This window comes from Pseudomonas sp. m6p, from assembly GCF_055760375.1.
Genome location: NZ_CM147084.1, coordinates 6,059,012 through 6,083,131, shown reverse-complemented (window position 1 = coordinate 6,083,131; position 24,120 = coordinate 6,059,012). Strand labels below are relative to the sequence as shown.

At 61.9% G+C, this 24,120-nt stretch carries 21 protein-coding genes; 4 read left to right on the top strand and 17 right to left on the bottom strand.

From position 1 onward, the window contains the following. Window positions 1-19: 19 nt before the first annotated feature. Both ACYZUM_RS27785 and ACYZUM_RS27780 read right to left on the bottom strand, forming a co-directional pair. Window positions 20-865 (bottom strand): sulfotransferase family protein, encoded by an 846-nt coding sequence (locus tag ACYZUM_RS27785; protein ID WP_108181311.1) that lies wholly within the window; start codon window positions 863-865, stop codon window positions 20-22. A 138-nt stretch (window positions 866-1,003) separates the two neighbouring features. After that, window positions 1,004-2,599, bottom strand: coding sequence for a glycosyltransferase family 39 protein (locus tag ACYZUM_RS27780; protein WP_108181310.1), 1,596 nt, complete (start codon window positions 2,597-2,599; stop codon window positions 1,004-1,006). A gap of 242 nt (window positions 2,600-2,841) precedes the next feature. On the opposite strand from ACYZUM_RS27780, the gene ACYZUM_RS27775 reads away from it, so the two are divergent. Both ACYZUM_RS27775 and ACYZUM_RS27770 read left to right on the top strand, forming a co-directional pair. Next, entirely contained in the window at window positions 2,842-3,429 is a 588-nt protein-coding gene (locus ACYZUM_RS27775; RefSeq protein ID WP_041070954.1) for a phage tail protein, read from the top strand. A gap of 56 nt (window positions 3,430-3,485) precedes the next feature. After that, window positions 3,486-3,797: a DUF6916 family protein gene (locus ACYZUM_RS27770; RefSeq protein ID WP_108181309.1), complete on the top strand. Its 312-nt coding sequence runs from the start codon at window positions 3,486-3,488 to the stop codon at window positions 3,795-3,797. Between the two features lie 9 nt (window positions 3,798-3,806). Here ACYZUM_RS27770 and ACYZUM_RS27765 read toward each other — a convergent pair whose 3' ends face one another. From ACYZUM_RS27765 to ACYZUM_RS27750, 4 genes are read right to left on the bottom strand one after another with little or no spacing between them, the layout of a single operon-like run. After that, entirely contained in the window at window positions 3,807-4,301 is a 495-nt protein-coding gene (locus ACYZUM_RS27765) for a GNAT family N-acetyltransferase (RefSeq protein WP_108181308.1), read from the bottom strand. 11 nt (window positions 4,302-4,312) lie between these two features. Then, complete coding sequence (locus ACYZUM_RS27760) at window positions 4,313-6,409, bottom strand: site-2 protease family protein (RefSeq protein WP_108181307.1); 2,097 nt, start codon at window positions 6,407-6,409, stop codon at window positions 4,313-4,315. Next, on the bottom strand, window positions 6,410-7,729 hold the full coding sequence (locus ACYZUM_RS27755) for an efflux RND transporter periplasmic adaptor subunit (RefSeq protein ID WP_086794970.1): 1,320 nt from the start codon (window positions 7,727-7,729) through the stop codon (window positions 6,410-6,412). Further along, window positions 7,726-8,505 carry an efflux RND transporter periplasmic adaptor subunit gene (locus ACYZUM_RS27750; protein ID WP_108181306.1) on the bottom strand — a complete coding sequence of 260 codons (780 nt, stop codon included), beginning with the start codon at window positions 8,503-8,505 and terminating at the stop codon, window positions 7,726-7,728. Before ACYZUM_RS27750 ends, ACYZUM_RS27755 begins: the two co-directional genes overlap by 4 nt. 169 nt (window positions 8,506-8,674) lie before the next feature. Here ACYZUM_RS27750 and ACYZUM_RS27745 point away from each other — a divergent pair, with 169 nt between their 5' ends. Then, complete coding sequence (locus ACYZUM_RS27745) at window positions 8,675-9,040, top strand: type II toxin-antitoxin system RelE/ParE family toxin (protein WP_108181305.1); 366 nt, start codon at window positions 8,675-8,677, stop codon at window positions 9,038-9,040. Further along, window positions 9,033-9,338 (top strand): XRE family transcriptional regulator, encoded by a 306-nt coding sequence (locus ACYZUM_RS27740; RefSeq protein WP_098966556.1) that lies wholly within the window; start codon window positions 9,033-9,035, stop codon window positions 9,336-9,338. The genes ACYZUM_RS27745 and ACYZUM_RS27740 overlap by 8 nt, the downstream gene beginning before the upstream one ends. Before the next feature lie 95 nt (window positions 9,339-9,433). On the opposite strand, the gene ACYZUM_RS27735 is transcribed toward ACYZUM_RS27740, so the two are convergent. The 11 genes from ACYZUM_RS27735 to ACYZUM_RS27685 all read right to left on the bottom strand — a co-directional run bounded on the left by ACYZUM_RS27735 (window position 9,434) and on the right by ACYZUM_RS27685 (window position 23,913). Continuing rightward, window positions 9,434-11,008: an efflux transporter outer membrane subunit gene (locus ACYZUM_RS27735; protein WP_473061214.1), complete on the bottom strand. Its 1,575-nt coding sequence runs from the start codon at window positions 11,006-11,008 to the stop codon at window positions 9,434-9,436. After that, window positions 11,005-12,075: an HlyD family secretion protein gene (locus ACYZUM_RS27730; protein WP_108181304.1), complete on the bottom strand. Its 1,071-nt coding sequence runs from the start codon at window positions 12,073-12,075 to the stop codon at window positions 11,005-11,007. The genes ACYZUM_RS27735 and ACYZUM_RS27730 overlap by 4 nt, the downstream gene beginning before the upstream one ends. 26 nt (window positions 12,076-12,101) lie before the next feature. Further along, complete coding sequence (locus tag ACYZUM_RS27725) at window positions 12,102-13,640, bottom strand: MFS transporter (RefSeq protein ID WP_108181303.1); 1,539 nt, start codon at window positions 13,638-13,640, stop codon at window positions 12,102-12,104. 188 nt (window positions 13,641-13,828) lie between these two features. Further along, on the bottom strand, window positions 13,829-14,746 hold the full coding sequence (locus tag ACYZUM_RS27720) for a LysR family transcriptional regulator (protein WP_041070933.1): 918 nt from the start codon (window positions 14,744-14,746) through the stop codon (window positions 13,829-13,831). A 194-nt stretch (window positions 14,747-14,940) separates the two neighbouring features. Further along, entirely contained in the window at window positions 14,941-15,807 is an 867-nt protein-coding gene (locus ACYZUM_RS27715) for an ABC transporter permease (protein ID WP_108181302.1), read from the bottom strand. A gap of 20 nt (window positions 15,808-15,827) precedes the next feature. Beyond that, on the bottom strand, window positions 15,828-16,685 hold the full coding sequence (locus ACYZUM_RS27710) for an ABC transporter ATP-binding protein (protein WP_108181301.1): 858 nt from the start codon (window positions 16,683-16,685) through the stop codon (window positions 15,828-15,830). 5 nt (window positions 16,686-16,690) lie between these two features. Next, entirely contained in the window at window positions 16,691-17,716 is a 1,026-nt protein-coding gene (locus tag ACYZUM_RS27705) for an ABC transporter substrate-binding protein (protein WP_108181300.1), read from the bottom strand. An 18-nt stretch (window positions 17,717-17,734) separates the two neighbouring features. Next, a complete protein-coding gene (locus ACYZUM_RS27700) occupies window positions 17,735-18,631 on the bottom strand; it encodes a TauD/TfdA dioxygenase family protein (protein WP_108181299.1) in 897 nt (298 codons plus the stop codon). Between the two features lie 373 nt (window positions 18,632-19,004). Beyond that, a complete protein-coding gene (locus tag ACYZUM_RS27695; RefSeq protein WP_041070920.1) occupies window positions 19,005-20,372 on the bottom strand; it encodes an HlyD family type I secretion periplasmic adaptor subunit in 1,368 nt (455 codons plus the stop codon). Then, on the bottom strand, window positions 20,362-22,518 hold the full coding sequence (locus tag ACYZUM_RS27690) for a type I secretion system permease/ATPase (protein ID WP_027611114.1): 2,157 nt from the start codon (window positions 22,516-22,518) through the stop codon (window positions 20,362-20,364). Before ACYZUM_RS27690 ends, ACYZUM_RS27695 begins: the two co-directional genes overlap by 11 nt. Before the next feature lie 42 nt (window positions 22,519-22,560). Continuing rightward, window positions 22,561-23,913, bottom strand: a complete 1,353-nt coding sequence (locus ACYZUM_RS27685; protein ID WP_041070916.1) for a TolC family outer membrane protein — start codon at window positions 23,911-23,913, stop codon at window positions 22,561-22,563. Window positions 23,914-24,120 lie beyond the last annotated feature (207 nt).

Here is a 24,120-nt window from a genome sequence, read left to right as displayed (position 1 = left end):
TCAATGAAAAACGCCGCGATCAACTGATCGCGGCGTCGGACTTCATACGAATCACATTGGCAGCGCTGGCTGAGCCATCGAGCCAAAAGGACAGATCGGCGTATTGCTTGAACAGGTCCGGCGGCAGAATCGTGCGCCGGGACTGCAGGGCAACCTTGGGTTTGACCTTGTGCAGGCCGGCCACACCCAGCGCCTGGTCGAACGCCGGTGCGTCATAGGCCAGGTGTTCGAAATCGTGCTCGAACCAGGGCTCGCCAATGAAGTCATAGACCAGCCGCAGCACCCGCTCCGGGGCCTGGGTCAACAAGTCGTAATCGACGATCAGCAGCGAATCGGCGTGCTCGCCGTAATAGGCTTCCTTGAGTGCCGCCCAGGCAAAACCGACCAGACGATTGCGCTGGGCCAGGGTTTCGCAGCGGCTGTAGACGGTGTTGCGCTCGACAGCATCGCCGAACAGCTTGGTGTTTTCATAAGGATTGGCGCGGTACAACCGTTCCAGGCTGTCCATCACCCAGGCGACGTTGCGCACGCAGGCAATGACTTTGGCTTTGGGGAACAGATCGCTGATCGCCGGCAGGCGCGAACTCCACTGCCGGTTGGTGTCGAACACCACCGGTTTGTCAGCCTTGTCGGCGTAGTAGGCATCGAACAGTCCGCGCAGCAGGCGGCGGCGCATTTCGGTGTCGATCACCGCGCCGAATTCGCTGCCGGCGCTGCATTGTTCAAGGACACCGGAGAACAGCGCGCCGACCGGGCTGGTCATGCCGGCATGAAAGCGCGGGTTCTGCAGAAGAATCGCAGAAAGCAGGGTGGAACCTGAGCGCGGCAAGCCGGAGATAAAGTGGAACTGCTGCAATCCCTTCACCCTACTTTGTAAGTCCTTTTGTCCGACGAGCGTAGTCCAACAATACCCTTTCGACTAGTAGTGTTTTGATATCAAAATAGAGCAAAACGGACTATTAAAGGCCGTTTTAATCGCGAAAAAAATGGTGAAGCGTTTAAGTCATTTCTCCGTCGTTCCGTTATCAGTGGTCAACGAAAAAAGTCGCGCATTTGCGCCACCGGCATGGGTCTGATCACGCAGCTGCCAGGTCGTCGGCAAGGGTCGGAATGGATCAGGCACGTCCACGTCCAGATCGCCGATCAACCAGACGCGAGCACTGCCCTTGGGCAGGTCACCGAGTCGATCCAGATAGACTTCCTCGGACACCAGGGTGCCAAAACCGTAGTGATTCGGGCGCGTCGAACGACCATCGGCGGCGGGTGGGGTATACAGACGCACCTGAGCGTCAGTGCGGTTGTAGTAGACGTAACTGAGGTACCAGAGCATGTCGCTGGTGACGATCCGGTCACCGCTGACGAAATGCCGGTTGATGTAATCGACCATGACGTTGAACTGATCGTGCGGGTCGACCGTGGCGTTGGTGTTCACCCCCACCAACTCAACCCCGACCCATGACACCAGGATCGCCACCGCCAGCACACGAGCGCGGCGGTACAACCGGTCAATGGCCAGCGCCGCCAGCATCGGCAACCCCAGCGCATAGGCTGTCAGGTAACGCTCGATGAACACCGGGCTGATGAAGGACACCGCGAACACCAGCAACAACGGCATACCGGTGTAAAGCGCCAGCAAGACGCTGCCATGGTTCACGCTGCGGTCGCGGGCCACAGCCACGCCCGCCAGCGCCAGCAAGGCCAGCGGTACCCCGCAGAACAGCAACATCGGCAGATGCTCGCCGTCGTCCTGGATCAACCAGAGCCAGATCATCGACGGCAGTGAGGACAGGGTCACCGGATCTTCCCAGCCCACATCGCCACCGACCTTGAGTTCTTCCATGTGTTGCGTCAGATCAAGCAGGTTCGGCAACCACGGCAGGTAGAGCACGACGATGGCCAGATTGGCGAGCCACCAGTCCTTGCGCTGGATATGCCGCAGGCGATAACCCGGCAGCAGGCGAATAAGCCCCAGATACAGCCAATGGCTCAGCGCGGCCAGCACTGCAAAGTAGTGGGTGTACAACGCCGCGCTCATCAGCAATGCATAGATCAGCAGATACCGCCGGCGCTGCGAGCGCCTGACCCAGCAGATCAGCGCCAGTGTGGAACCGATCAAGAGCAAGCCGAGCAGCGAGTACATGCGCACTTCCTGGCTGTAGCGCACCGCCGTCGGCAGCAACGCCAACAGCACCCCGGCAATGATCGCGGCGCGGCGGGTGGCCAGGCGATCGACCAGGCAGACACCCAGCCCGACCGTGGCGATGCCAGCCACGGCGCTGAGGCTGCGAATCGACAGGATGCCTTCACCGAACAACCCGATCCAGCCATGCAGCAGCATGAAATACAACGGCGGATGCACGTCGAACGCCGCGTGCTCCCAAATGCCGGTCAGCGAATAGCGCGCCAGCAGCAGGCTTGAGCCTTCGTCGCCCCAGATCGCGGCAGCGGTCAGGTCATAAAAACGCACCACCGTCGCCAACAACAGAATCGGTATCAGCCACTGCTGGCGAGCCCAGCGCCATAGACGCCGGACACCGGCATTCGGTGCGGCAAACGGGTCCTGGGTATCCCCCAGCGGAGTCTCGCGACGCGCTTCCATCAACCTTCCCTTACAGATTTACCGAGTCACAACCAGCATCACTCATTGCGCACACTGTAGGCCAGAGGCGAAGTCGACGCGCGGCCATGACGACGTCCGGCAAGTCCGCTGATCCGGGTCTACGCTACGGCTTGGCGTCACCTGCCCGCGCCAACAGACGGCATCAGCACAGCATTTGCGCCTGCCCTGCAACCAAGGCTACCGCGCGGCGCGCCGACCACATAACAGAAGGATGAGGAACCATGGAAGTCTTTATGGGTACGATTCAACCGTTCGCCTTCAACTTCGCCCCCAGTGGCTGGGCCTTGTGCAACGGACAAATCCTGAGCATCTCGCAATACCAGGCATTGTTCGCCTTGCTGGGCACCTACTACGGCGGCAACGGCACGACCAATTTTCAGTTGCCCAACCTGCAAGGTCGGGTGCCGGTGGCACAGGGTAACGGACAGGGGCTGACGCCGCGTGTCATCGGTCAGGTGTATGGCACAGAAAACGTAACGGCCACGATCGCCAACATGCCCAACCACACCCACGCGATGACCGGCCTTTCCGCCAACACCGCCCTGCAACTGGCGGTGCCTGCAAGCAATCCGGCGACCGTACCCACCGCCACCAACTCGTACATCGGCGCGTCCGGCGGCGGCCCTGGCTCGGCGAACATCTATTCCGATGCCCAAGGTGCCACACCGGTTCCCATCAAAGGCCTCACCACCACGGTCACCGGGGACATTTCCTCCACGGGCGGCAGTCAGCCGTTATCCATCGTCAACCCCTCTCTGGTCGTCAACTTCAGCGTTGCCCTGAACGGGCTGTTCCCTTCGCGCAACTGAACAAACGTCGGGGGCCTCACGGCCCCCGGCCGTTCTTTTTTCAACGGAGTCAGATCATGCTGCAAGCGGTTCAGATCCAACACGTCCAGCCGTTGCTCGGACAGCAAAGCACGCTGCACCTGCCAGATGGCACGGCATTGCCGATCCACATCGAGTACCTCAACGAAGTCCCCGCCGCGAAAACCCGCTACAGCGAGCGCATGCCGTTCTGCCTCGAATTCAACAGCCTGGTGCCGACCGGGTTCGTCGACGGCCTGTGCGCACTGGAGCTGCCGGGACTCGGGCGAGTGGAAGATATTTTCGTGTCACGAGTGCCAGCGATGGGGCGGGATCCGCAACTGGGTTACTTCTGCATGTCCTTCAACTGAAGTCCCGCCTCACTGCGGATACCACACCAGCCGCTCCGCCGCCGGGTTGTGCTCCTCTACCGCAAAGCCCAGCGCCAGGTAATGCTGGCGCGCATGAGGGTTGTTGGCCCAGACCACCGTTGCCACCGGGCAGCGGACCTGCTGCGCGGCCTTTTGCACGCCTTGCAACACCGCGCGGCCGTAACCCTTGCCCCGCGCCTGAGGGATGAAGGCGATGTACAACACGCGGATTTCATTGGGGCCGAAGTCGGTGCTCAGCGCCCCGATGGCCGTGCCGAGTTTTTCCACGACGTAGTGCATGGCGTTGGGATGGTTTTCACCCACGCCCTGTTCCTGCACCTGAAATTGCTGGGAGACCACTTGATGGACAACTTCCTGCTCGCCGTCGATCCATTGCAGATCCGGGCGTGCCGACTGATAGAGGCGGTGCAAAAACGGCCCGTCGGTGGCCCGCGCAGGTCGCACCACCAATCCGTCTGCCGCCACATCTGCGTTGCTCGCCATGTTCACGCTCCCTAAAAACCGCTTTCCCTGACCCCCAGCGCCGCCAACCGGCGCCAGGCCACGCCGAGTACCGACTCGCCGCTGCCCTGCAGCACCACCACACCGCGCAACGGTTGAACCGGGGTGGGCGGCTGATCCAGCGTAGTCAATCGCGCGCCATATTGCGCCTGTACAGGCTCGGCTCGTTGCTGTTGATCGCGGCGCACGGCAATCGGCCCGTGATGATCGGAGGTCAGCGCCTCCTGATCGACATAGGCCACGCCATTGGTATCGATTTCATCCAGTTTTACGGCGAGCGCCGGATGCATCGGATCATCGGCGATGAACCGCCCGGTCGCACCCGGCTGGACCCGCCACAACTCGGCTTCGGCGATATAGCCGCGCAGGCGCGAACCGTCCTCGACCACCCGCGCCAGCGCATCCTTGCTCGACAGCCAGCGCCCCGGCGTCAGATTGGGCAGCACATCACGCACAGTGCCGGCATGGGGCGCGCGCAGCAGCAGGCGTTCGCGGCGAGCGCTCAGACCACGGTATTGCGCCACGGCTTCGGCGAGGCGTTGCTCGATGATACTGGCGTCGGCCGCGGTTTCACTGCGACCGGCCTGTCGGCGCATCAGCAATTGCTGGATCTGGATTTCCCGGCGGACGATGGCCTGCTGCGAATCGAGATCCGGCGACTCCAGTTCGATCAACACATCACCCTGAGCGACCGTCTGCCCGTCCGTGACCTTGACTGTTTTGACCCGTGCCGCCACCGGCGCATGCAACGCACTGGCCCGACCGCCCTCAAGCATCGTTGGCAGTTCCACCGCGCTGCGCCACGGCACGATCAGCACCAGCAGCAGACCAAGCACAGCGAGACTGCTCAGCAGCACACGCGCACCGTGGGCCTGTTCGCGACGGCTCCACCACTGGCGCCACTCATTCATGATTGGCAGAAAGATGAACCACACCAGCTCCACTAGCATCAGGAAAATCCCCAATACCTTGAAGAACAGGTGATAGACCGCCAGCGCGATCCCGAAAAACAACGCCGCACGCCACAACCACGAGCCATACCCCCAGATCAGCAAACGCCGTTGCATCTTCGGCGACCAAGGCTCTGGCGCCGGAGCGCCATAGCCGAACAAAAATTCGCGCAACCGCCAGCGACACAGGGCAAAGGCCCGGCCCTGCAGGTTGTCGACCTCCCACAGGTCACTGAGCAAAAAGTAGCCATCGAAACGCATGAACGGGTTGAGATTGACCACCAGCGTGGTGATCCAGGTCGCACTGGCGAGCATGAACGCCGCCGTCCGGGCCGGGCCGTCGGGCAATAGCGACCAGACCAGCAACGCGATGCACGCCAGCAACAACTCCGCCAGCACCCCGCCGGCGCCGATCAGTAGCCGTGCACGCCGGTCGTTGACCCGCCAGGCGTCGCTGACGTCGGTGTAAAACATCGGCAGCAAGACCATGAACGCCACGCCCATGCTCTGCACCCGACACCCGGCGCGCTTGGCCATGAATGCGTGGCCAAACTCGTGACAGAGCTTGGCGAAGAACAGCGCCACACCAAACGAGAGCGCCCCACCGAGGCTGAACAGGTGCGGAAAGGTGCCGACAAAGCGCTGCCAGTCCCGCGAAACCAGAAACACCCCGAGCGCCAGCGTTACCGGCAGACCGACGCGCAACAGTCGTGGTCCGAAGCGCTCCAGCCACGGCCACGCGCGATTGAGAAAAGCGTCCGGGCGCCACAATGGAATGCGAAAAAACAGATATTGGTGAAGCAGGATTTTCCACAGGCTCTGCCGTTGCGCGAGGGCCTTGAGCGAGTAACTGGCACGCTGCTGATCGTCAAGGGCGCTGATCAGGTCATGCCCGCGCAGAAATGTCAGCAGTTGCTCCAACTCGACGCCGTCCAGCGGCAGGCCCGGTTCGCGGTTGGCGGCGCGCAGCACTTGCTCGGGATCGCCCAGCGACCAGTGGCGCAACAGACGCATCGCCGCCGCACCAAGTTTGAAATAACGACCGCGCACCGGATCGGCCAGGGTCCAGCGCGGTGAACCGTCCAGTGCCGGCGCCGCGGGCGACAGTTGCAGGTCGGCACGCAGGCTCGGCAGATTCATTTACAGGCCCACGCTCTGGCGCAGACCGGCGAGCGGGCGGCGCAGCAGATACAAGGCCAGCGGCGCGCGGTCGCCGAATATCTTGGCCGTACCGCGCAGGCCGATGCGCGGCGGTGCCTCGGTAAAATTCGCATCCAGTCGATACGCCAGTTGGCCGCCAGCGGTGGGCTGCGCTTCATAGGCCGAACGCTCAAGTCTGGCGGTGTGGCGTTGCAGCGGATCGCTGTCGAGGAACAACGCAATATCGGCGCCCGGTTCCAGCGCAATCGCGTCGCCCACCGCCAGTTCGATGCGCAGTTCGGCCTGATTCGGGTCGGCGATTTCCATCAAGCGCTCGCCGGTCTGCACCGGTCTGCCGGTCAGGCGTTCGGCATCGGCGAACACGGCGATCCCGTCACGCTCGGCGCGCACTTCGCTGCGCGCCAGCAACTCGCGGGCGTAATCGCGCTCGGCGCGTTTTTGCTCGGCACGGGCGGCGAGCAAATCGACCCTGGCACTGGACTCGGCATCGGCAAATGAACGTTGCGAGTTGGATTTCAGCTCTGCTTCCGCCACGCCCAAGGCACGCTCGGCCACATCGGCCTGGGCCTTGAGGGTGGTGCTTTCAAACCGCAGCAGCAGGTCGCCGGTTTTCACCGGTTGATTGGGCTTGACCAGAAACTCGGCGATCACCCCGTCCAGCGGCGCCGCCACCACGCGCCCGCCCTGCGGCACCACCTCGGCCGGGGCCAGCACTGACTGGCGCACCGGGATCAACAACCCGAGCAACAGCACCGCCACCAGCGCCACCTGACGCTTGCGCGTCCAGCGCAACCGCCACGGTTTGCGCGGCTGCAGCGCCAGCCACGCATGGCTGTAGGTGTCGCCCAGTTGTGACAACAGAACTTGTTCGGAAGGATTCCACGGCACGTCGCGGGCCAGCCACAAACCGCCGAACACCTCGCCCTCGCGGTCGATCAGTGGCAGCCAGAACACCTGAGCGGCAGACAGACTGCGCCAGTCAGCCTGAATCGCTTCGCCCACCCGCTCAGGCGTGATGACCCGCGCAATCTTCAATCCATCCTGCTTGAACAACTGCGCCACCGCCTGCTCGACGAATGCCACAAACGGTGCATTCGGCTCGACCGTACTGACGCCAGTCACCGCCTGTACCTTGCCAGCGATCAGTAATGCCGCATGGCGATACCCGAACAGCGCCTGGCCGTCGTTGACCAGGCTATAGGCCAGTTGCGAGGCATCGCGAGCAGCGCGTGTCTGTCGTTCGAGATCCAGAAACCGCGCAAACACCTGTTCGGCGCCGCCGGCCACCGGGGCGTTCATTTAAGCTCCGCAAAATGCGCCGTGCCGCTCATGCCGGCGAGCAAGCCCTTGGCTTCGGGAAGTGTGGCGACCAGCAACAGGGTCTGACTGCCTTCGTCAATCCGCGCACCGAGTCGTTTGACCGTGGCGTCGATGGGCTGGCCAGTCTCATCGGGAACGAAACTGAAGGTCTGGCCTGGCTTGAGTCTGGCCATCCAGCGTGAGGGCACCAGCAGGTGAATTTCCAGGGTACGGTTGTCGACGACATCGAGCAGTGGCGCGCCGGCCGGCACACTTTCGTAGCGTTGTACCTTGCGCTCGACCACTTGCCCGTCGAACGGTGCAACCACGCTGCAGCGTTTGACCTGAACCTGATAAACCTGAGATTGCGCCTGGGTCTCGCTGACTTTGGCCTCGGCCCGCGCCACTTCGAAACGCCCGACGGAATTGAGCGCCGCCAGTTGCCGATTGTGCGCCAGCTCCTCACCGGCACCGCGACTGGCGGCCTGGGCGGCATTGAGCTGCGCCTGATACGCCGAGCAATCGAACTTCGCCAGCACATCGCCCTTCTTGAACGACTCGCCCTCGCTGAACGGCAACTCGACAATCCGCCCGGACAACTCACTGGCCAGCGTTGCCTGATCCCGAGCGCGCAACACACCCCGCGCCTCACTGCTCGCCGTGGCTGTCGCAGGCGCTGCGTTATCCAGCAGCGGATCGTCTGGCCCGGGCGTTTGCGCCTGAACTGCACACGTAACAAAGGTCAATCCGATAACCCAACCGCGCAAACGCTGCATAACCGCTACTCCCTGACGGATGAGCGGAGTCTACGACAGCGGGGAATAGCGTCAAGCGAAAGGCCATCACTGTGCCGTTACGCTTGCTGTAATCCGACCGAAGCGCTATGGTCAACCCATCGAAAATATGACTTTGATGGAATATTCCATAACACTCATATTAGTGCCCATGAATTGGGATATCGAATACACCGACGAGTTCGGCAACTGGTGGGAAGAACTGACTGAGAGCGAGCAGAGTTCTGTGGCGGCAAGCGTCAAACTGCTTGGGCAATTCGGCCCAGGCCTGCGTTTTCCGCATAGCAGTGCAATCAATGGCGCGCGGCATGGTCATTTACGGGAATTGCGCGTCCAGCATGGCGGGCGACCGTATCGCGTGCTCTATGCGTTTGATCCAAGACGCTGCGCGTTGCTTTTGATCGGTGGAGATAAAACCGGTCTGGACCGCTGGTATGAACTCAACATCCCGCTCGCCGATCGACTGTACGATGAGCATCTCGAAACATTGCGCAAAGAGGGTCGCAACAATGGCTAAGAAATTCGCCGACCTCGAAGCACGCATGACACCCGAAGCACGGGCGCTTGCCGATTCGATCTACGAACAACACATCAAGGAAATGCCGCTTAACGAACTGCGACAAGCCAAGGCCTTGAGCCAGGCCACGCTGGCTGAAATGCTGCACGTCAACCAAGCGGCCATCTCGAAAATGGAGCGCCGTACCGATATGTACATCAGCACGCTGCGCAACTATATCCGGGCAATGGGTGGCGAACTTGAAATCATCGCGACCTTTCCCGACGGGCAAATCAAAATCGAAAATTTCGCAGGCTGAACAGCCATAACCCGCTTCAACCTGTGAATCTTCCACTGTGCAATAGCCGTATAGTGGCCAATCGAATTCGCCGATTTGCTCCCTCAGACGCAATCTCAACGCTGCGCCATCTCCCCCACCGGATACACCGACTCCCATCCCCCACCCAACGCCTTGTATAACCCGACCATCGCCAACGACACACCCGTCGAACTCTCCACCCACTGCTCCTGAGTGGCCAGCAACGCGCCTTGCACGGTAAGGACGTTGACGAAATCGACCACGCCTTCGACGTATTGCTGTTGCGCGGTGCGCAGGGCGATCTGGTTCTGCCGCACGGCTTCGGCGAGGCTGTCGCGGCGGCGCTGGCTGGCGTTGTAGGCCGTCAACTGGTCGTCGATTTCATGCCAGGCGCGCAGCACGGTCTGCTGATAGGCGATGGCCGCTTCCTGTTGCTGGGCTTCGCGCAGTTGCAGCATGCCGCGCAGGCGGCCGCCGTCGAACAGCGGCAGGCTGAATTGCGGTCCGATACCGAAAGCTCGCGAGCCCCAGGAACCGAAATCGCTCAGCTGCATTGCCTGCGAACCAAAGTTGCCGGACAGGGTGATGCGCGGATAAAAATCGCCTTTGGCCACGCCGATGTTGGCAGTGGCCGCGTGCAGGCGCGCCTCGGCCTGGCGGATGTCCGGTCGGCGTTCGGCCAGTTGCGACGGCAGGCCGATGGCGACTTGCAGCGGTGACTGCGGCACGGCAGCGTCTGTGGATAACTCTTTGGCCAGCGCTTGCGGTGGCTCGCCCATCAACAGACTGATCGCGTTGATCAGTTGCGACTGGCGTTGTTCAAGCGCTGGCAGACGCGATTCGATGGCCGCGACCTGAGCGGCGGCTTCGGCGACATCCAGATCGGTTGCCACACCGTCGTTGAGGCGCAGTTGCGACAGCTTGAGGCTGTGCCGGGCGACGTCGAGGTTCTGCTCGGTGACCGCGCGGGTGTTTTGCACGCCGCGCTGCTGGATGTAGTTCTGTGCTGTATCGGCGAGGACCGCGAGCAGCACGCCGCGACGGTCGTTTTCGGCGACTTCGAGGTTGGCATCGGCGGCTTCGGTTTCACGGCGCACGCGGCCCCAGACATCCAGTTCCCACGAGGCGGAAAAACCGGCGTCCCACAGGTTGAAGGCGGAATCGCCGTTGTGCCCGGACGGGTCATTCAGGCCTTCGCCACTGTTGCGCTTTCGCGCGTAGCTGCCGTTAGCGGCGGTGTTCGGGTAGCGATCAGCGGTGATCACCTGGCGCGCGGCACGGCTTTGTTGCAAGCGGCTGCCGGCCAGCTGCAGATCGAGGTTGCTGTTCATCGCCCGCTGGGTCAGGGCTGAGAGTTGCGGGTCGTGGAAAACCTCCCACCAGCGTTCGTTCAGCGGTTCGCTGACCGCCTGGCTGGGGGCGGACTTGGCGGGTTTGGCCCAGTCGGTGATCTGGCGGGCTTCAGGCTTGTGGAAGTCCGGGCCGACGGTGCAGGCGCTGAGGCCAAGGGTAAGCAAGGCACTTAAGGTGAGTTGTTGCCACGGGCCTCTTCGCTGGCAAGCCAGCTCCCACAGAGAACTCTGTTTGGAGTGAGAATCCCGGCCAGTCTGCACACCCTCTGTGGGAGCTGGCTTGCCAGCGATGGCGCCAGCCGATTCAACAAAAATCATCGCTGAGTCACCTCGCGCTTCGCCGACGCCGAACGGCGAGTGTCGATACTCGCCTCCACCGACATGCCCACCCGCAAACGCTCGGCCATTGGCTGACCCGGCTCAAGCACGATCTTCACCGGAATCCGCTGCACGACTTTGGTGAAGTTGCCCGTGGCGTTATCCGGTTTCACCGCGGCGAATGTCACGCCGGTCGCCGGGGCGATGCTTTCGACGCGACCGTTCAAGGCCTCGCCGCCGAGGCTGTCGACGCGTACCTGTACGTGCTGCCCCGGCTGCACGTCGGTAAGTTGGGTTTCCTGGAAGTTGGCAACCACATACGCCTGCTGCAACGGCACCACCGCCAGCAGCTTGCTGCCCGGCGTGACATAGGCTCCGACGCGCACCGCACGCTCGCCGACCATGCCGTCCTGCGGCGCAGTGATGCGCGTATACGACAGCTCGAAACTGGCGATTTCCAGTGCCGCTTGCGCATGCTTCAGATTGCCTTCGGCGGCATCGCGCTGCGCGGAGAGAATCTCTACCTGCTTGCGCTCAGCCGCGAGCTTCGCGCTGGCGGTATCGAGCCGAGCGGTTGCCTGATCAATACGCGTGCGGGCTTGTTGCGCGTTCTGCACCGTGCCGGCACCTACACCGGCGAGGTGGTTGTAGCGATTGAGTTCCTGCTGGGCGAAGGCCATTTCTGCCTTGGCCGAGACCACCGAGGCCTGCGCCTGAGCAATCACCGAGGTCTGCCGCTCCAGCGTCGCCTTGGCGTTTTGCAGCTGAGCCCGGGCGACCAGGGTTTGCGCATCGGCCGCTTCAGCGGCGGCGCGCAAATCGCGATCATCGATCAACGCCAGCAATTGCCCGGCCTTGACCTGCTGGTTGTCTTCCACCAGCACTTCCTTGATGAACCCGGCCACGCGCGGCACCACTAACGTGTAGTCGGCGGAAACGAACGCGTCGTTGGTGTTTTGCTGGGTGCGCTTGCCGAACAGTCCCGGCACCGCCAGGGACAGCAACACGCCGACCGCCAGTGCGGCGGCCACGGCCACCGCGAGTTTTTGCTTTGCTTGAGTCGTCATAAAAACCTTCGGTATCTGTGAAGCAATCAGGTCGGCGCGCGCGGCGGAAAAATCCGCGTCGGCAGCCAGAAAATCAGCAGGATTAGCGCCACCGCGACGCCGGCCATGCACACATAGAGATCAGAGGACGTCAGCACCACGGCCTGTTCGTGCAGGCGATGGGCAAGGCCCGGATCGCTGCGATCGGCCAACGGTGAATTACCGAGGTTGTCGATCAACATGGTCGAGTGAAAATGCAGGCGCGCGGTGGTCAGCGCCTCGATGACGCCGGTGGCGATCACCGCCGCGAGGCCTTTCACCGTGTTGAACCACGCCGAAGCGAACGGGCCGTCCTGCGGCTGGATGCTGCCGGTCGAGAGCATCAACAGCGGCAGCACCGACATCGGCTGACCGAAAATCTGCAACCATTGCAGGACGTAGAAGTTGTCGCGGATCCACTCCGAAGTCAGCAGCGAGCCGCCCAGGCAGGACAGCGTGAGCATGCTCAAACCGATGCCCAGCACCCAGCGACAATCGACCCAGCGCAGGTTGCACAGCGCCGCCACCAGCGGCAGCGCGATCAGCTGCGGCAACGCCGCAATCAGCATGATCGGCGCGGTCTGCACCGGGCGATAACCCTGCACCTGCGCGAGATAGCTCGACGGAATCAGCACCACCGCCTGCAACACCACCAGCACCCCGGCCAGGGTCATCAGTGCGAACGCCAGGTTGCGAATGCCGAGCATCTGCAGCTTGAAAAACGGAATCGGCTGCGACCATTCATGGATCAGAAACGCCAGCAGCAACAGCGCGCCGGCGCCGAGCAATGCGCAGATCAGGCTCGACTCGAACCAGTCCAGCCGATTGCCCTGGAGCAAGCCAATCACCAGCATGCAGATCGCCGGAAAACCCAGCAGCAGGCCTTTCCAGTTGAAGGTCTTGAGGCGTTCCAGGCGCAGCGGATCCTGCGGAATGCCCCAGGCCACCATCGCCATGGCAATCAGACACGGCACGATGATTTGCCAGAACGTCCATTGCCAGCCGACGTATTCGCTCCACAACCCGGCCAGCGGCGTGCCAAGACCCGGGCCGAACGTCGCCGTCAGCGCATAGCCGGCCAGGCCATAAAGTTTGAAATTGGCCGGCAGAAAGCGCAGGGCGACGGTCATCAGCATCGGCGGCAACGCGCCTCCCGCCAGGCCTTGCAAGGTGCGCATCAGCAGCAGGCTTTCGTAGTTCGGGGCAAACGGGCACAGCACGCCGAGCAGCGTGAACAGACTGATCGCGCAGAGGGTGAAGCGGCGCAGGGAAAACGTCACCGAGCACCACGGCGCAAACGCCATCGCCGCCACCGAAGTCGCGGCGTAGCAGGACACCAGCCAGGTGCCTTCGTCGTAACCGATGTTCAGCGCACCACGGATGTCGGCCAAAGCGACTTTGGTCACCATCTCGTTGAGGCCCGAGACCAGCACCGCCAGCAGCACGCCGACCAGACCAGTGATGATCCGCGCGCCGAACACCGGTGGCGTGGCCGCCGTCGCCGGACTGGCCGCAGCGACGTTCGCCGGGACGGTCAGGGATGTCATGAGTACACACTCCGGAGGGAAAATACCGGAGCATTTTAGTAAGGCTTAGTGCTGACGAAAATTGACTTATTGGCAGGTTATAAGTGCGTCAGACACAATAGTTTAAAGCAAAAGATCGCAGCCTTCGGCAGCTCCTACGGACTCCGCTTCCCTGTAGGAGCTGCCGAAGGCTGCGATCTTTTGGCCCTTCAGGGCTGCGCGGCCAGCCACGTCTCATCGCAACAGGCCTTCAGCGTTTCGCGCAGCCAGCGGTGCGCCGGGTCCTTGTCGAAGCGCGGGTGCCAGGCCTGGGTCAGCATCAGCGTCGGCAACGGGATCGGCAGATTGAACGAGCGCAGCTTCAGGCCCAGTCGGCGCACGCTGAGCAACGCTTCCTTGGGCACCGGCAGGATCAGGTCGGAATCGGGCAAGGCAAACATCGCCGCGTGGAAGCTTGGTGCAATCACCGCCACCCGCCGCTCCAGGCCCAAGGCGTTCAACGCAGTGTCGATGGGGCCGCGAGCAATGCCACGGCGCGACATGCTGATATGCGAATAACCGGCATAGCGCTCGGCGGTGATTTCGCCGTCGAGCAGTGGATGATCCTCACGCACCAGACCGACAAAATGCGTGGAGAACAGGTTCTGCACTTTGACTTCCGGGGTCACCGGACGGGTGTTGCTGACACTCAGATCAATCCGTCCTTCGCGCAGCGCTTCGTCGTCGCCATCGCCCTCGGGAACGAAGCGCAATTCGCAGTGCGGCGCCTGCTGGTCGAGGGTGTCGAACAGCTTGCCGCCGTACACGCCGATGAAAAAGTCATTGGCGCGGATACTGAAGCGCCGCCGCAAGGTACCCAAATCCACGCTGTCGGCGGAGCGAAACAGCAGCGCCGCCTGCTCGACCACATCGCGCACCTGCTCGCGCAATTCGAGGGCTTTGGGGGTGGGTACCAGGCCACGACCGGCGCGCACCAGGATCGGATCGCCGATCGCCTCGCGGATACGCGTCAGGGTGCGGCTCATGGCGGCAGGGCTGAGGTTCATCCGCCGCGCGGCGCCAACCACACTGCCCTCGTCGAGCAGGGCGTCGAGGGCGACCAGGAGATTCATGTCCGGGAGTTGCATGCAGAGCACTCGTGGCTGATCTGGATTGATCCGGGTGCAATGCTAGCAAACATCCCTTAAGTTGGCGGCTTTAAGGACACCATCGCTGGCAAGCCAGCTCCCACAAGGATTGTGAGCTTCCACAAAGTCTATGGCCGGCGAAACTCCTGTGGGAGCTGGCTTGCCAGCGATAGGGCCAGCTCAGTCAATACACATCAGCGCTGCATGCCCCAGCGCTTTACGGTGACCCGCTCCAGCGTGTCGAACACCAGATTCTCCACCAGCAACCCGATCAGGATCACCACCGCCAATCCGGCAAACACCTTGTCGGTGTACAGCTCATTGCGGTTCTGGAAGATGTACCAGCCTAACCCGCCCTTGCCGCTGGTGGCGCCGAACACCAGCTCGGCGGCGATCAGCGTGCGCCAGGCAAACGCCCAGCCGATTTTCAACCCGGCGAGGATCGACGGCAGCGCTGCCGGGATCAGGATGAACAGCACAAAACGCATGCCCTTCAGCCCGTAGTTACGCCCGGCCATGCGCAGGGTTTCCGAGACGCCGAGAAAGCCTGCGTAGGTGTTCAACGCCAGCGCCCACAGCACCGAATGCACCAGCACGAAAATCAGGCTGTTCTGCCCAAGGCCGAACCAGAGCAACGCCAGCGGCAGCAAGGCAATCGCCGGCAGCGGGTTAAACATCGAGGTCAGGGTGCTCAGCAGGTCGCGACCGAACTGGGTCGACACCGCCAGCGTGGTCAGGGCGAATGCCAGCACGATACCGATCAGGTAACCCTTGATCAGCACCACCAGCGATATCCACACCTTGCCCAGCAGCTCGCCGCTGAGCAGGCCGTCGTACAGCGCGTGGCCGGTCTGCAGAAAGCTCGGCAGCAACAGGTCGTTGTTCTGCACCCGGGCGATCACTTCCCAGAGGATCGCCAGCAGAATCAGGATCACACTCTTACGCAGCCAGCCCTGTTGCCACAGGCGTTGCGCCAACGGCAATTCGCGCTCAAGCGGCACGCTGGTCAATGGTTCAAGGACGGTTTCAAACTCTTGTCGTACAGATGATGGCTGGCTCATCGGGCAATCCTCCAGAACGCTCAATAAGCGATACGAATGTCGTTGAAGTCATGGTCACGCTCGGTTTCCGGCGACTGGCCTTCATCGAACAGCAAACGGTGAATGCGCCGCGCCGATTCCTGAAACGCCACGCCGCCGAGGCTTTGCAGATCGTATTGATGGCTGTGCACTTCGGCGCGCACCCGCCCCGGATGTGGCGACAGCAACAGGATGCGGTTGCCGACCACCAACGCCTCTTCAATCGAGTGGGTGACGAACAGCAAGGTGAAGCGCACTTCTTCCCAGAGCAGCAATTCTTCCTGCATCTTGCGCCGGGTCAGCGCATCCAGCGCAGCGAACGGCTCGTCCATCAAAAGGATTTTCGGCTGCATCGCCAACGCCCGGGCAATCGCCACCCGCGCCTTCATGCCGCCGGACAAGGTGTGGGGATAGGCATCGGCGAACGCCGCCAGTCCGACTTTTTCCAGATAGTGCAGCGCGCGTTGTTCAGCGTCTTTTTTGTTCAAGGTTCGCGAGGCCAGCAGCGGAAACATCACGTTCTGTTTCACGGTTTTCCACGGCGGCAGTTGATCGAACTCCTGGAACACCACGATCCGGTCCGGACCGGGTCCCTCGACCCGCTGACCTTGCAGGCGAATCTCGCCTTCGCTCGGCGCAATGAAACCGGCAGCGGCCTTGAGCAAAGTCGACTTGCCGCAGCCGGACGGGCCGAGCAGCACAAAGCGGTCCGCCGGATCGATTTCGAAGCTGACCTGATGGGTGGCCCGCACCACCCGTTGCGGAGTGCGGTATTCGAGGCTGACGTTATCCACCGCCAGCAGCGCTTGCGTGCTGGCGACCGGGTTGCTGGCCGCGTGGCCTTGCAAAGGGGCGTTCATCTCGATCAGCTCCCTTGCAGCGGTTTGGCGTCCTGGAAGAAGTAGTCCTTCCACGACTCCGGTTTGTTCTTGATCGCGCCGACGCGGTAGAGGAATTCGGCCAGCGGATAGGTATTTTTCGGCGTGACGCTGAATTCGAATTGCGGGTTGTCGATGATTTTCAGCAGCTCGGCGCGGTCGATCCTGGCCTTGGTCACGCGGATGTAGGTGTCCGCCGCCGCGCCCTTATCGTTCTGCGCAAATTGCGCGGCTTCGCTCAGCGCCTCGACGAAAGCTTTGTAGGTTTTCGGGTTGTCGTTGCGGAATTTCTCGGTGGCAAACAGCACCGTCGGCGAGTTCGGGCCGAGGATGTCGTAGGAGTTGAGCACCACGTGCACGTTGGAATTCTGCAGCGCCTGATCCTGGAACGGCGGGTTGGAGAAATGCCCGGTCAGCTCGGTGCCGCCGGCAATCAGCGCAGCGGTCGCATCCGGGTGCGGCACGGCGATGGTGTACTTGTCGAGGCGATTGAATTCCTTGTCTCCCCATTGTTTGGCCGCGGCGAATTGCAGGAAGCGCGACTGCACCGACACGCCCACCGCCGGCACCGCAATGCGGTCCTTCTCGGTGAAGTCGGCAATGGTTTTGACCTTGGGATTGTTGCTGACCAGGTAGTACGGGAAGTTGCCGAGCGAGGCGACTGCCTTGACGTTCTGCTTGCCGTGGGTGCGATCCCAGATGGTCAGCAGCGGGCCGACGCCGGCGCCGGCAATGTCGATAGAACCCGACAACAGCGCATCGTTGACCGCCGCGCCGCCCGAGAGCTGCGTCCAGTCGACCTTGATGTCGAGGCCTTGCTGCTTGCCGTACTTCTCGATCAGGCCCTGATCGCGCACCACGTTGAGCAATAAATAGACAATCCCGAACTGTTCGGCGATGCGGATTTCACCTTCGGCGTGGGCCACGGTTGGCGCCACCAGGCTACCGGCAAGCAGGCTGAAACCCAGGCCGATGGCCGCCGCCAGCGGTGCAAAGGGAAGACGTTTGGACATGATCGAATCTCCGGCAAATCAGAAAGGCGCGTCGCCCTGGATGGTCGTGCGATACAGCTTGCGGCGCAGGTGCGCGGGGCAGCCGGCGGCAAGGTGGATCAGCGAACGGTTGTCCCAGAACACCATGTCGTGGGGCTGCCACTGATGGCGGTAGATGTTTTGCGGCAGCACGCTGTGGGCGTAGAGCTCGGCCAGCAGTTGTTTGCTCTCGTCTTCCGGCAGGCCGACGATGCGGGTGGTGAAGCCTTCGCTGACGAACAATGCCTTGCGGCCGTTTTCCGGGTGCGTACGGACGATCGGATGCACCACTTCGGCGACCTGCGCCAGTTGCTCCGGGGTCAGGGTCGGACGCCAGTTGCCTTCGAATTTGGTTTCGCTGTAGCGCGCGGTGTAGGAATGCGCGGCCGAGCGGCCTTGCACGGCTTTGCGCAGCGCCTCGGGCAGGTTGTCCCAGGCTTTGTGCATGTCGGCGAACAACGTGTCGCCGCCCTCGGACGGCAATTCCTGCGCATGCAGCATCGAACCGAGGCTCGGCAGCTCTTTATAGGAAAGGTCGGAGTGCCAGAACTTGCCAGCGTCACCGAGGCCGATGTTCTGGCCGTTCTCGACGATGTTGGAAACGATGAGGATTTCCGGGTGATTGGCCAGCAGGAACTGCTTGAGCACGTGAATCTGCAACACGCCGAAGCGGCGACTGAAATCGATCTGCTGTTGCGGGGTGATGCGCTGGTCGCGGAACACCACGACATGGTGATCCAGATGCGCGCGATGAATGCGCGCGAAGTCCTGATCGTTGACCGGCCGGGTCAGGTCCAGGCCGATGATCTCGGCACCGACGGCACCGCTGAACGGACGGATTTCAAAGCTTTGCGGCGCGGCAGTCGCGGCGCTTGGGGTGGCAGTAGCTGCGGACATCTTTCAATCTCCCACGCACGGCGCGCTCACAGGCGCGCACGTCGATCAGACACTCACGCTGGATTGCGTGTCGGTTCAGGTCGTGCGGCGCGCCGATTGGTCGGCAGGTACGCAAGTGGGTGACTTTAAAGCTATAAGAACTGGAAATTAAATACCGTTAATGAATAACGATATGGCGGTTGGTGAGGAATGGACGGGATGGTGAGTGACGATTTGTGTCACTTACTGACAGGAGTGTGTTATTCCCGCTGACGCCTTCGCGAGCAGGCTCGCTCCCACAGGGGTTCGCTGGTGAACACAAAATGAGTGCTTAACAAAGATCCAATGTGGGAGCGAGCCTGCTCGCGAAGAGGCCATCAGCCGCGCTGCAAATCTAACGCTCGTGCAGTGCCTCGGCCCGCGCCCGAATGATCGGCTTGAGCAGATAGCTCAGCACCGATTTCTTGCCGGTGATGATATCCACCGACGCCACCATCCCCGGAATGATCAGCAGCGGCTTGTCATCGGTGCCCAAGTGGCTGCGCTCGGTGCGCACCTTGATCATGTAGTAGGTGGTTTTCTTGTCTTCGTCGGTGATGGTGTCGGCACCGATCTGCTCCAGTTTGGCTTTCAGCCCGCCATAAATGGTGTAGTCGTACGCGGTGAATTTGACGATCGCTTCCTGCCCCGGATGCAGGAAGGCAATGTCCTGCGGGCGGATCTTGGCTTCGACCAGCAAGGTGTCATCCAGCGGCACGATTTCCACCATGTCGCTGCCGGGCTGGATCACGCCGCCGATGGTGTTGACCAGCAACTTGTTGACGATGCCGCGCACCGGCGAGGTGACCAGCGTCCGGCTGACCCGGTCTTCCAGCGCTTTGCCGGTGGCCTGGGCCTTGTTCAGGTCGGTGCGGGCTTCGTTGAGCTGAGTCAGCGCTTCGCTGCGGAATTTGCCGCGCGTCTCGTCGATCTTGCGCTGGACCTCCTTGATTGCCGATTCGGCGCGCGGGATGGCCAGCGTGGTGGCGTCGAGCTGACCACGGGTTTCGACTTCGGCACGCTTGAGGCGCAGCACTTCCACCGGCGATACGGCACCCTGTGCCACCAGTGGTTCGGACATGTTGATTTCCTGGCGCTGCAGGCCCAGTTGCTGACGATATTGCGCTTGCTTGGAACTGAATTCGCGCAGTTCTTGCTGACGCTGAATCAATTGTTCCTGCAAACCACCGATTTCGTCATGCAATTGCTGACGACGGCTGATGTACAACGACTCTTCGCTTTTCGCCTGACCCGGCACGGCTTTGAGCACGTCTTCCGGGAAGTTCAGCGGACGGTCATCGACCTCGGCGCTCAGGCGCTCGACGCGCAACAGCATCGACAGGCGATCAGCCTCGGTTTCGCCGACGTTGGAAGCAAATCGCGTATCGTCCAGGCGAATCAGCGGTGCGCCGGCCTCGACGATCTGGCCTTCCTTGACGAACATTTCCGAAACGATCCCGCCCTCCAGGTTCTGGATTTTCTGGATCTTCGACGACGGAATCGCCTTGCCGTCGCCCTTGGTCACTTCGTCGATCACGGCGAAGTTGGCCCACAGCAGCAGGAACAGGAAGAAGCCGATGATTGCCCAGATGGTCAGGCGCACGACGCGCGGGGCGTCCTCGATCAACGCCTTGTTGACCTCCGGCAGCGGCTGGCCCTGCAGCGAGGCAGAACCCTTGAAGTAGCGGCGGATCGACTCTTTGACACCCGACTTAAGCAACACTGATCTGCCCCTTCTTCAACGCTTCCATCACGGCGGCTTTCGGGCCATCGGCGAGAATCTGTCCACGGTCGACCACCAGCAGGCGGTCGACCAGCGACAGCAGCGAGGCCCGGTGCGTCACCAGCACCACGGTCTTGTTTTCAACGACGGCGGCCAGGCGTTGCTTGAGGCGTTCTTCGCCGGTGTTGTCCATGGCGCTGGTCGGTTCGTCGAGCAGCAGGATCGGCGGGTTGAGCAGCAGCGCCCGCGCCAGTGCGACGTTCTGCCGTTGGCCGCCGGACAGGTTCTGCCCGCGTTCACCGACTTGCAGTTCATAACCCTGCGGATGCAGGCGGGCGAATTCGTGCACGCCCGCGAGCTCTGCGGCTTGCAGCACCAGTTCGTCTTCGACATAACGCGCGCCGGAAACCAGATTGTCGCGCAGGGTGCCGGCCAGCAGCTGGATGTCCTGCGGCACGTAGCCGATGTTGTAGCGCAGCTCGCTGACGTCGATCTGGCGGATGTCGACGCCATCTACCAGCAGCGCGCCGTCATCCGGTTGGTACAGGCCGACCAGCAGTTTCGCCAACGAACTCTTGCCCGAGCCGCTGCGGCCGATGATGCCGATCTTCTCGCCGGGACGGATGACCAGGTTGATGTTCTTCAGCGCCGGGTTCTGTTGTTCCGGGTAGGTGAAGTTCAGCTGACGGCACTCGATCGCGCCTTGCAGCACCTTGCGGCTCAGCGGACGCTCTTCGAAATTGCGCTCCTGCGGCAGCTCCATCATCTGGTCAACCGACGTCATGGTCACCCGCGCCTGCTGGTAGCGGGTCAACAGACCGGACAACGAGGCCAGCGGGCTCAGCGCACGGCCACTAAGCATGTAGCAGGCAATCAGACCGCCCATGCTCAGGTTGCCGGCGATGATCTGGTACACGCCGAAGACGATCATGATCACCCCGGCCAGTTGCTGGATCAGCAAGGTGATATTCATCGCCAGACCGGAGAGCATTTTCACGCGCAGCTCAAGGCGGCTGAGAGTACCGATGGTCTGCTCCCACTGGTATTGGCGTTCGCTTTCGGCGTTGTTGACCTTGACCGCGTCGAGGCCGGCGAGGGTTTCGATCAGGCTCGACTGACGCTCGGCGCCGAGGGCCATGGTGCGCTCCATGGTCGCGACCAGCGGCTTCTGCAACGCGTAACCGATCAACAGCGCAATCGGGAACGCCAGCACCGGAATCCACACCAAATGCCCGCCGAGAATCGCGATGACGATGAAAATCAGAATGGTGAACGGCAGGTCGATCAGGCTGGTCAGGGTCAGCGAGGCGAGAAAGTCGCGCAGGCTCTGAAACTCATGGATGTTCTGCGCGAAACTGCCGACCCGCGCCGGGCGGTACTTCATGGCCATGCCGACGATGCGTTCGAACAGCGTCGCGGAGATGATCAGGTCGGTTTTCTTGCCGGCCAGATCCAGGCACAGACTGCGCAGGCTCTTGAGGATCAGGTCGAAAATGTAGGCACCGGTGATGCCCAGCGCCAGCACCCACAGGGTCGCTTCGGCCTGGTTCGGCACCACGCGGTCGTAGACGTTCATCACGAACAGCGGCGCGGCCATGGCGATGATGTTGATCAGAAAACTCGCGGCGATCGCATCGGCGTACAGCCAGCGCGAACGCTTGAGGGTATCGCGGAACCACGAGCGCGCACGCGGGATCAGCGTGCCGTGGTTGACGTCGAATTTGTGCTGCGGCTGGGCGAAGAACACTTTGCCGGTGTAGTCGTCGGCCAGCAGTTCGCGGCTGACCACCGATTCGCCGCCGTCGCTTTCGCTGAGCAGCACCCGGGCTTCGTTGTCACCTTGCCAGCCGAGCAGGACGGCGCTGCGGCCATCCTTGAGCAGCAACAGCGCCGGCATGGCAATCGCCGGAATCTCTTCCAGCTTGCGTTGCAGCACCCGACCCTGCAGCCCGGCGCGAGCCGCTGCGCGGGGCAGCAACTCGACGCTCAGGCGCTGCTTGGGCAGCGGCAGACCGGTGGTGAGCATCGCGGCACTGGCGGGTTTCTGGTGCAGCATGCACAGAGCGAGCAGACCATCCAGCAACGGATCGTCGTGCATCGCGCGCGGATCATGAATGAGTTGAACTCGACTGACTTCTGATTCCACGCTCGGCACTCTTGGCTAACAATTGAACAATGAAGGTTCTGCTCAATTCATACCCGGCAGTTGGACCTTCGGCTTCACATCGTTCTGCACGACGGATGCCAACGGTGCGACCACTCCCTGGCTCTTGAGCAACTCGCCCATGGTCGCCTTGATTCGATACTGAGTAAATAACTGAATGTTCTTGATCTCGGCCAAACGGCGCGAAGCGGTGAACAACTCGTTTTCGCTGTCGAGCAAATCGAGCAGGGTGCGCTCGCCGAGGCTGAATTGACGCTGGTAAGCGGTACGCACGGCGGTGCTGTGATCAACGTACTGCTGAGCGATCGGCACCTGCGCATTGGCGTTGTTCAGGGCGTTCCAGGCCAGGCCCAGTTCTTCGTTCAACTGACGCAGGGCGTTGTTGCGGATGTCCAGCGCCTGGTTCGACAGGTACGACTTGGATTCCAGATCGGCCTTGTTGCTGCCACCGGAGTACAGGTTGAAGCGCATGCGCAGCATGGCCTGCCACTCGTTGTTATGGCCGTTCTGACCGTCGAGATCGTTGTCGGCGGTGCGACCCAGCTCGGCGTCGAAACGTGGGTAGAAGGTCGACTTGGCGGTTTCGTACTGCTTCTCGGCAGCAGCGATATCGGACTCGGCCGAGCGCAGGATCGGGCTGTTTTCCAGCATCTGCTGCCGCGCTTCATTGAGGTTGGCCGGCATCATTGCCATGAACGGCGCCGGACGCTCCAACTGGTCAGGCATCTGGCCGACAGCGCTGAGGAAGTTGGTCTCGGAGTCAGCGAGGTTAGTCTGCTCGGTGATCAGGTTATTACGCGCCTGTGCCATCCGCGCTTCGGCCTGATCGAGGTCGGCACCACTGCCGACGCCGCGCTGGGTGCGCAGCTGAATCTGGTCGTAGATGCGCTGATGGCTCTTGAGGTTTTCTTCGGCCAGACGCACGAATTCGCGGCGGGTCAACACGTCCAGGTACACCTGGGCGACGGTCAGCGCGGTGCGCTCGGAAGTCCCCAGCAGGGAGTAGGCGCGGGAGTTGACGGTGGCTTGTTGACGCCCGACTTCGCTCGACGTCGCAAAACCGTCAAAGACCATTTGCGAGAGACGTAAACTTGACTCACTGCGGTTCAGCGTCTCCCAGTGGTTGCCGCCACCGTTGGCGCGCGTGGTCACGCTGTCGGTGCCCTCACGGCCATAACCGCCCAGCAGGTCGACCTTGGGCAGGTATCCACCTTTCGCAGCCTTTAACTGATAATCCGCGGCCAAACGACTGTTGACCCCTGCCTGGATTTCCGGATGGACATCCAGTGCCTGTTGCATGGCTTCCGGTAAGGATTGTGCATGGGCGAAAGAGGCGGCCAGAGCGAAGGGTAGAGCCTTGAACAAGTGCAAACGCATGGTAAAGATTTCCCAGGACTTCTTGTCTTGAATCACAGCAAAACGTGCTGCTGCGTCGGATGATTGGCAACCGGAATGACCGTATGTCGGAAAGTTCAAAATAGGAACTGGATCACACGCTGAGGGATAGGTCGCCGCGGAAATATCAATGTGACATTAGTGGGGCGATTGTTTAGGATGGCACCCAGAAGGTCAATAGTTTGGCAT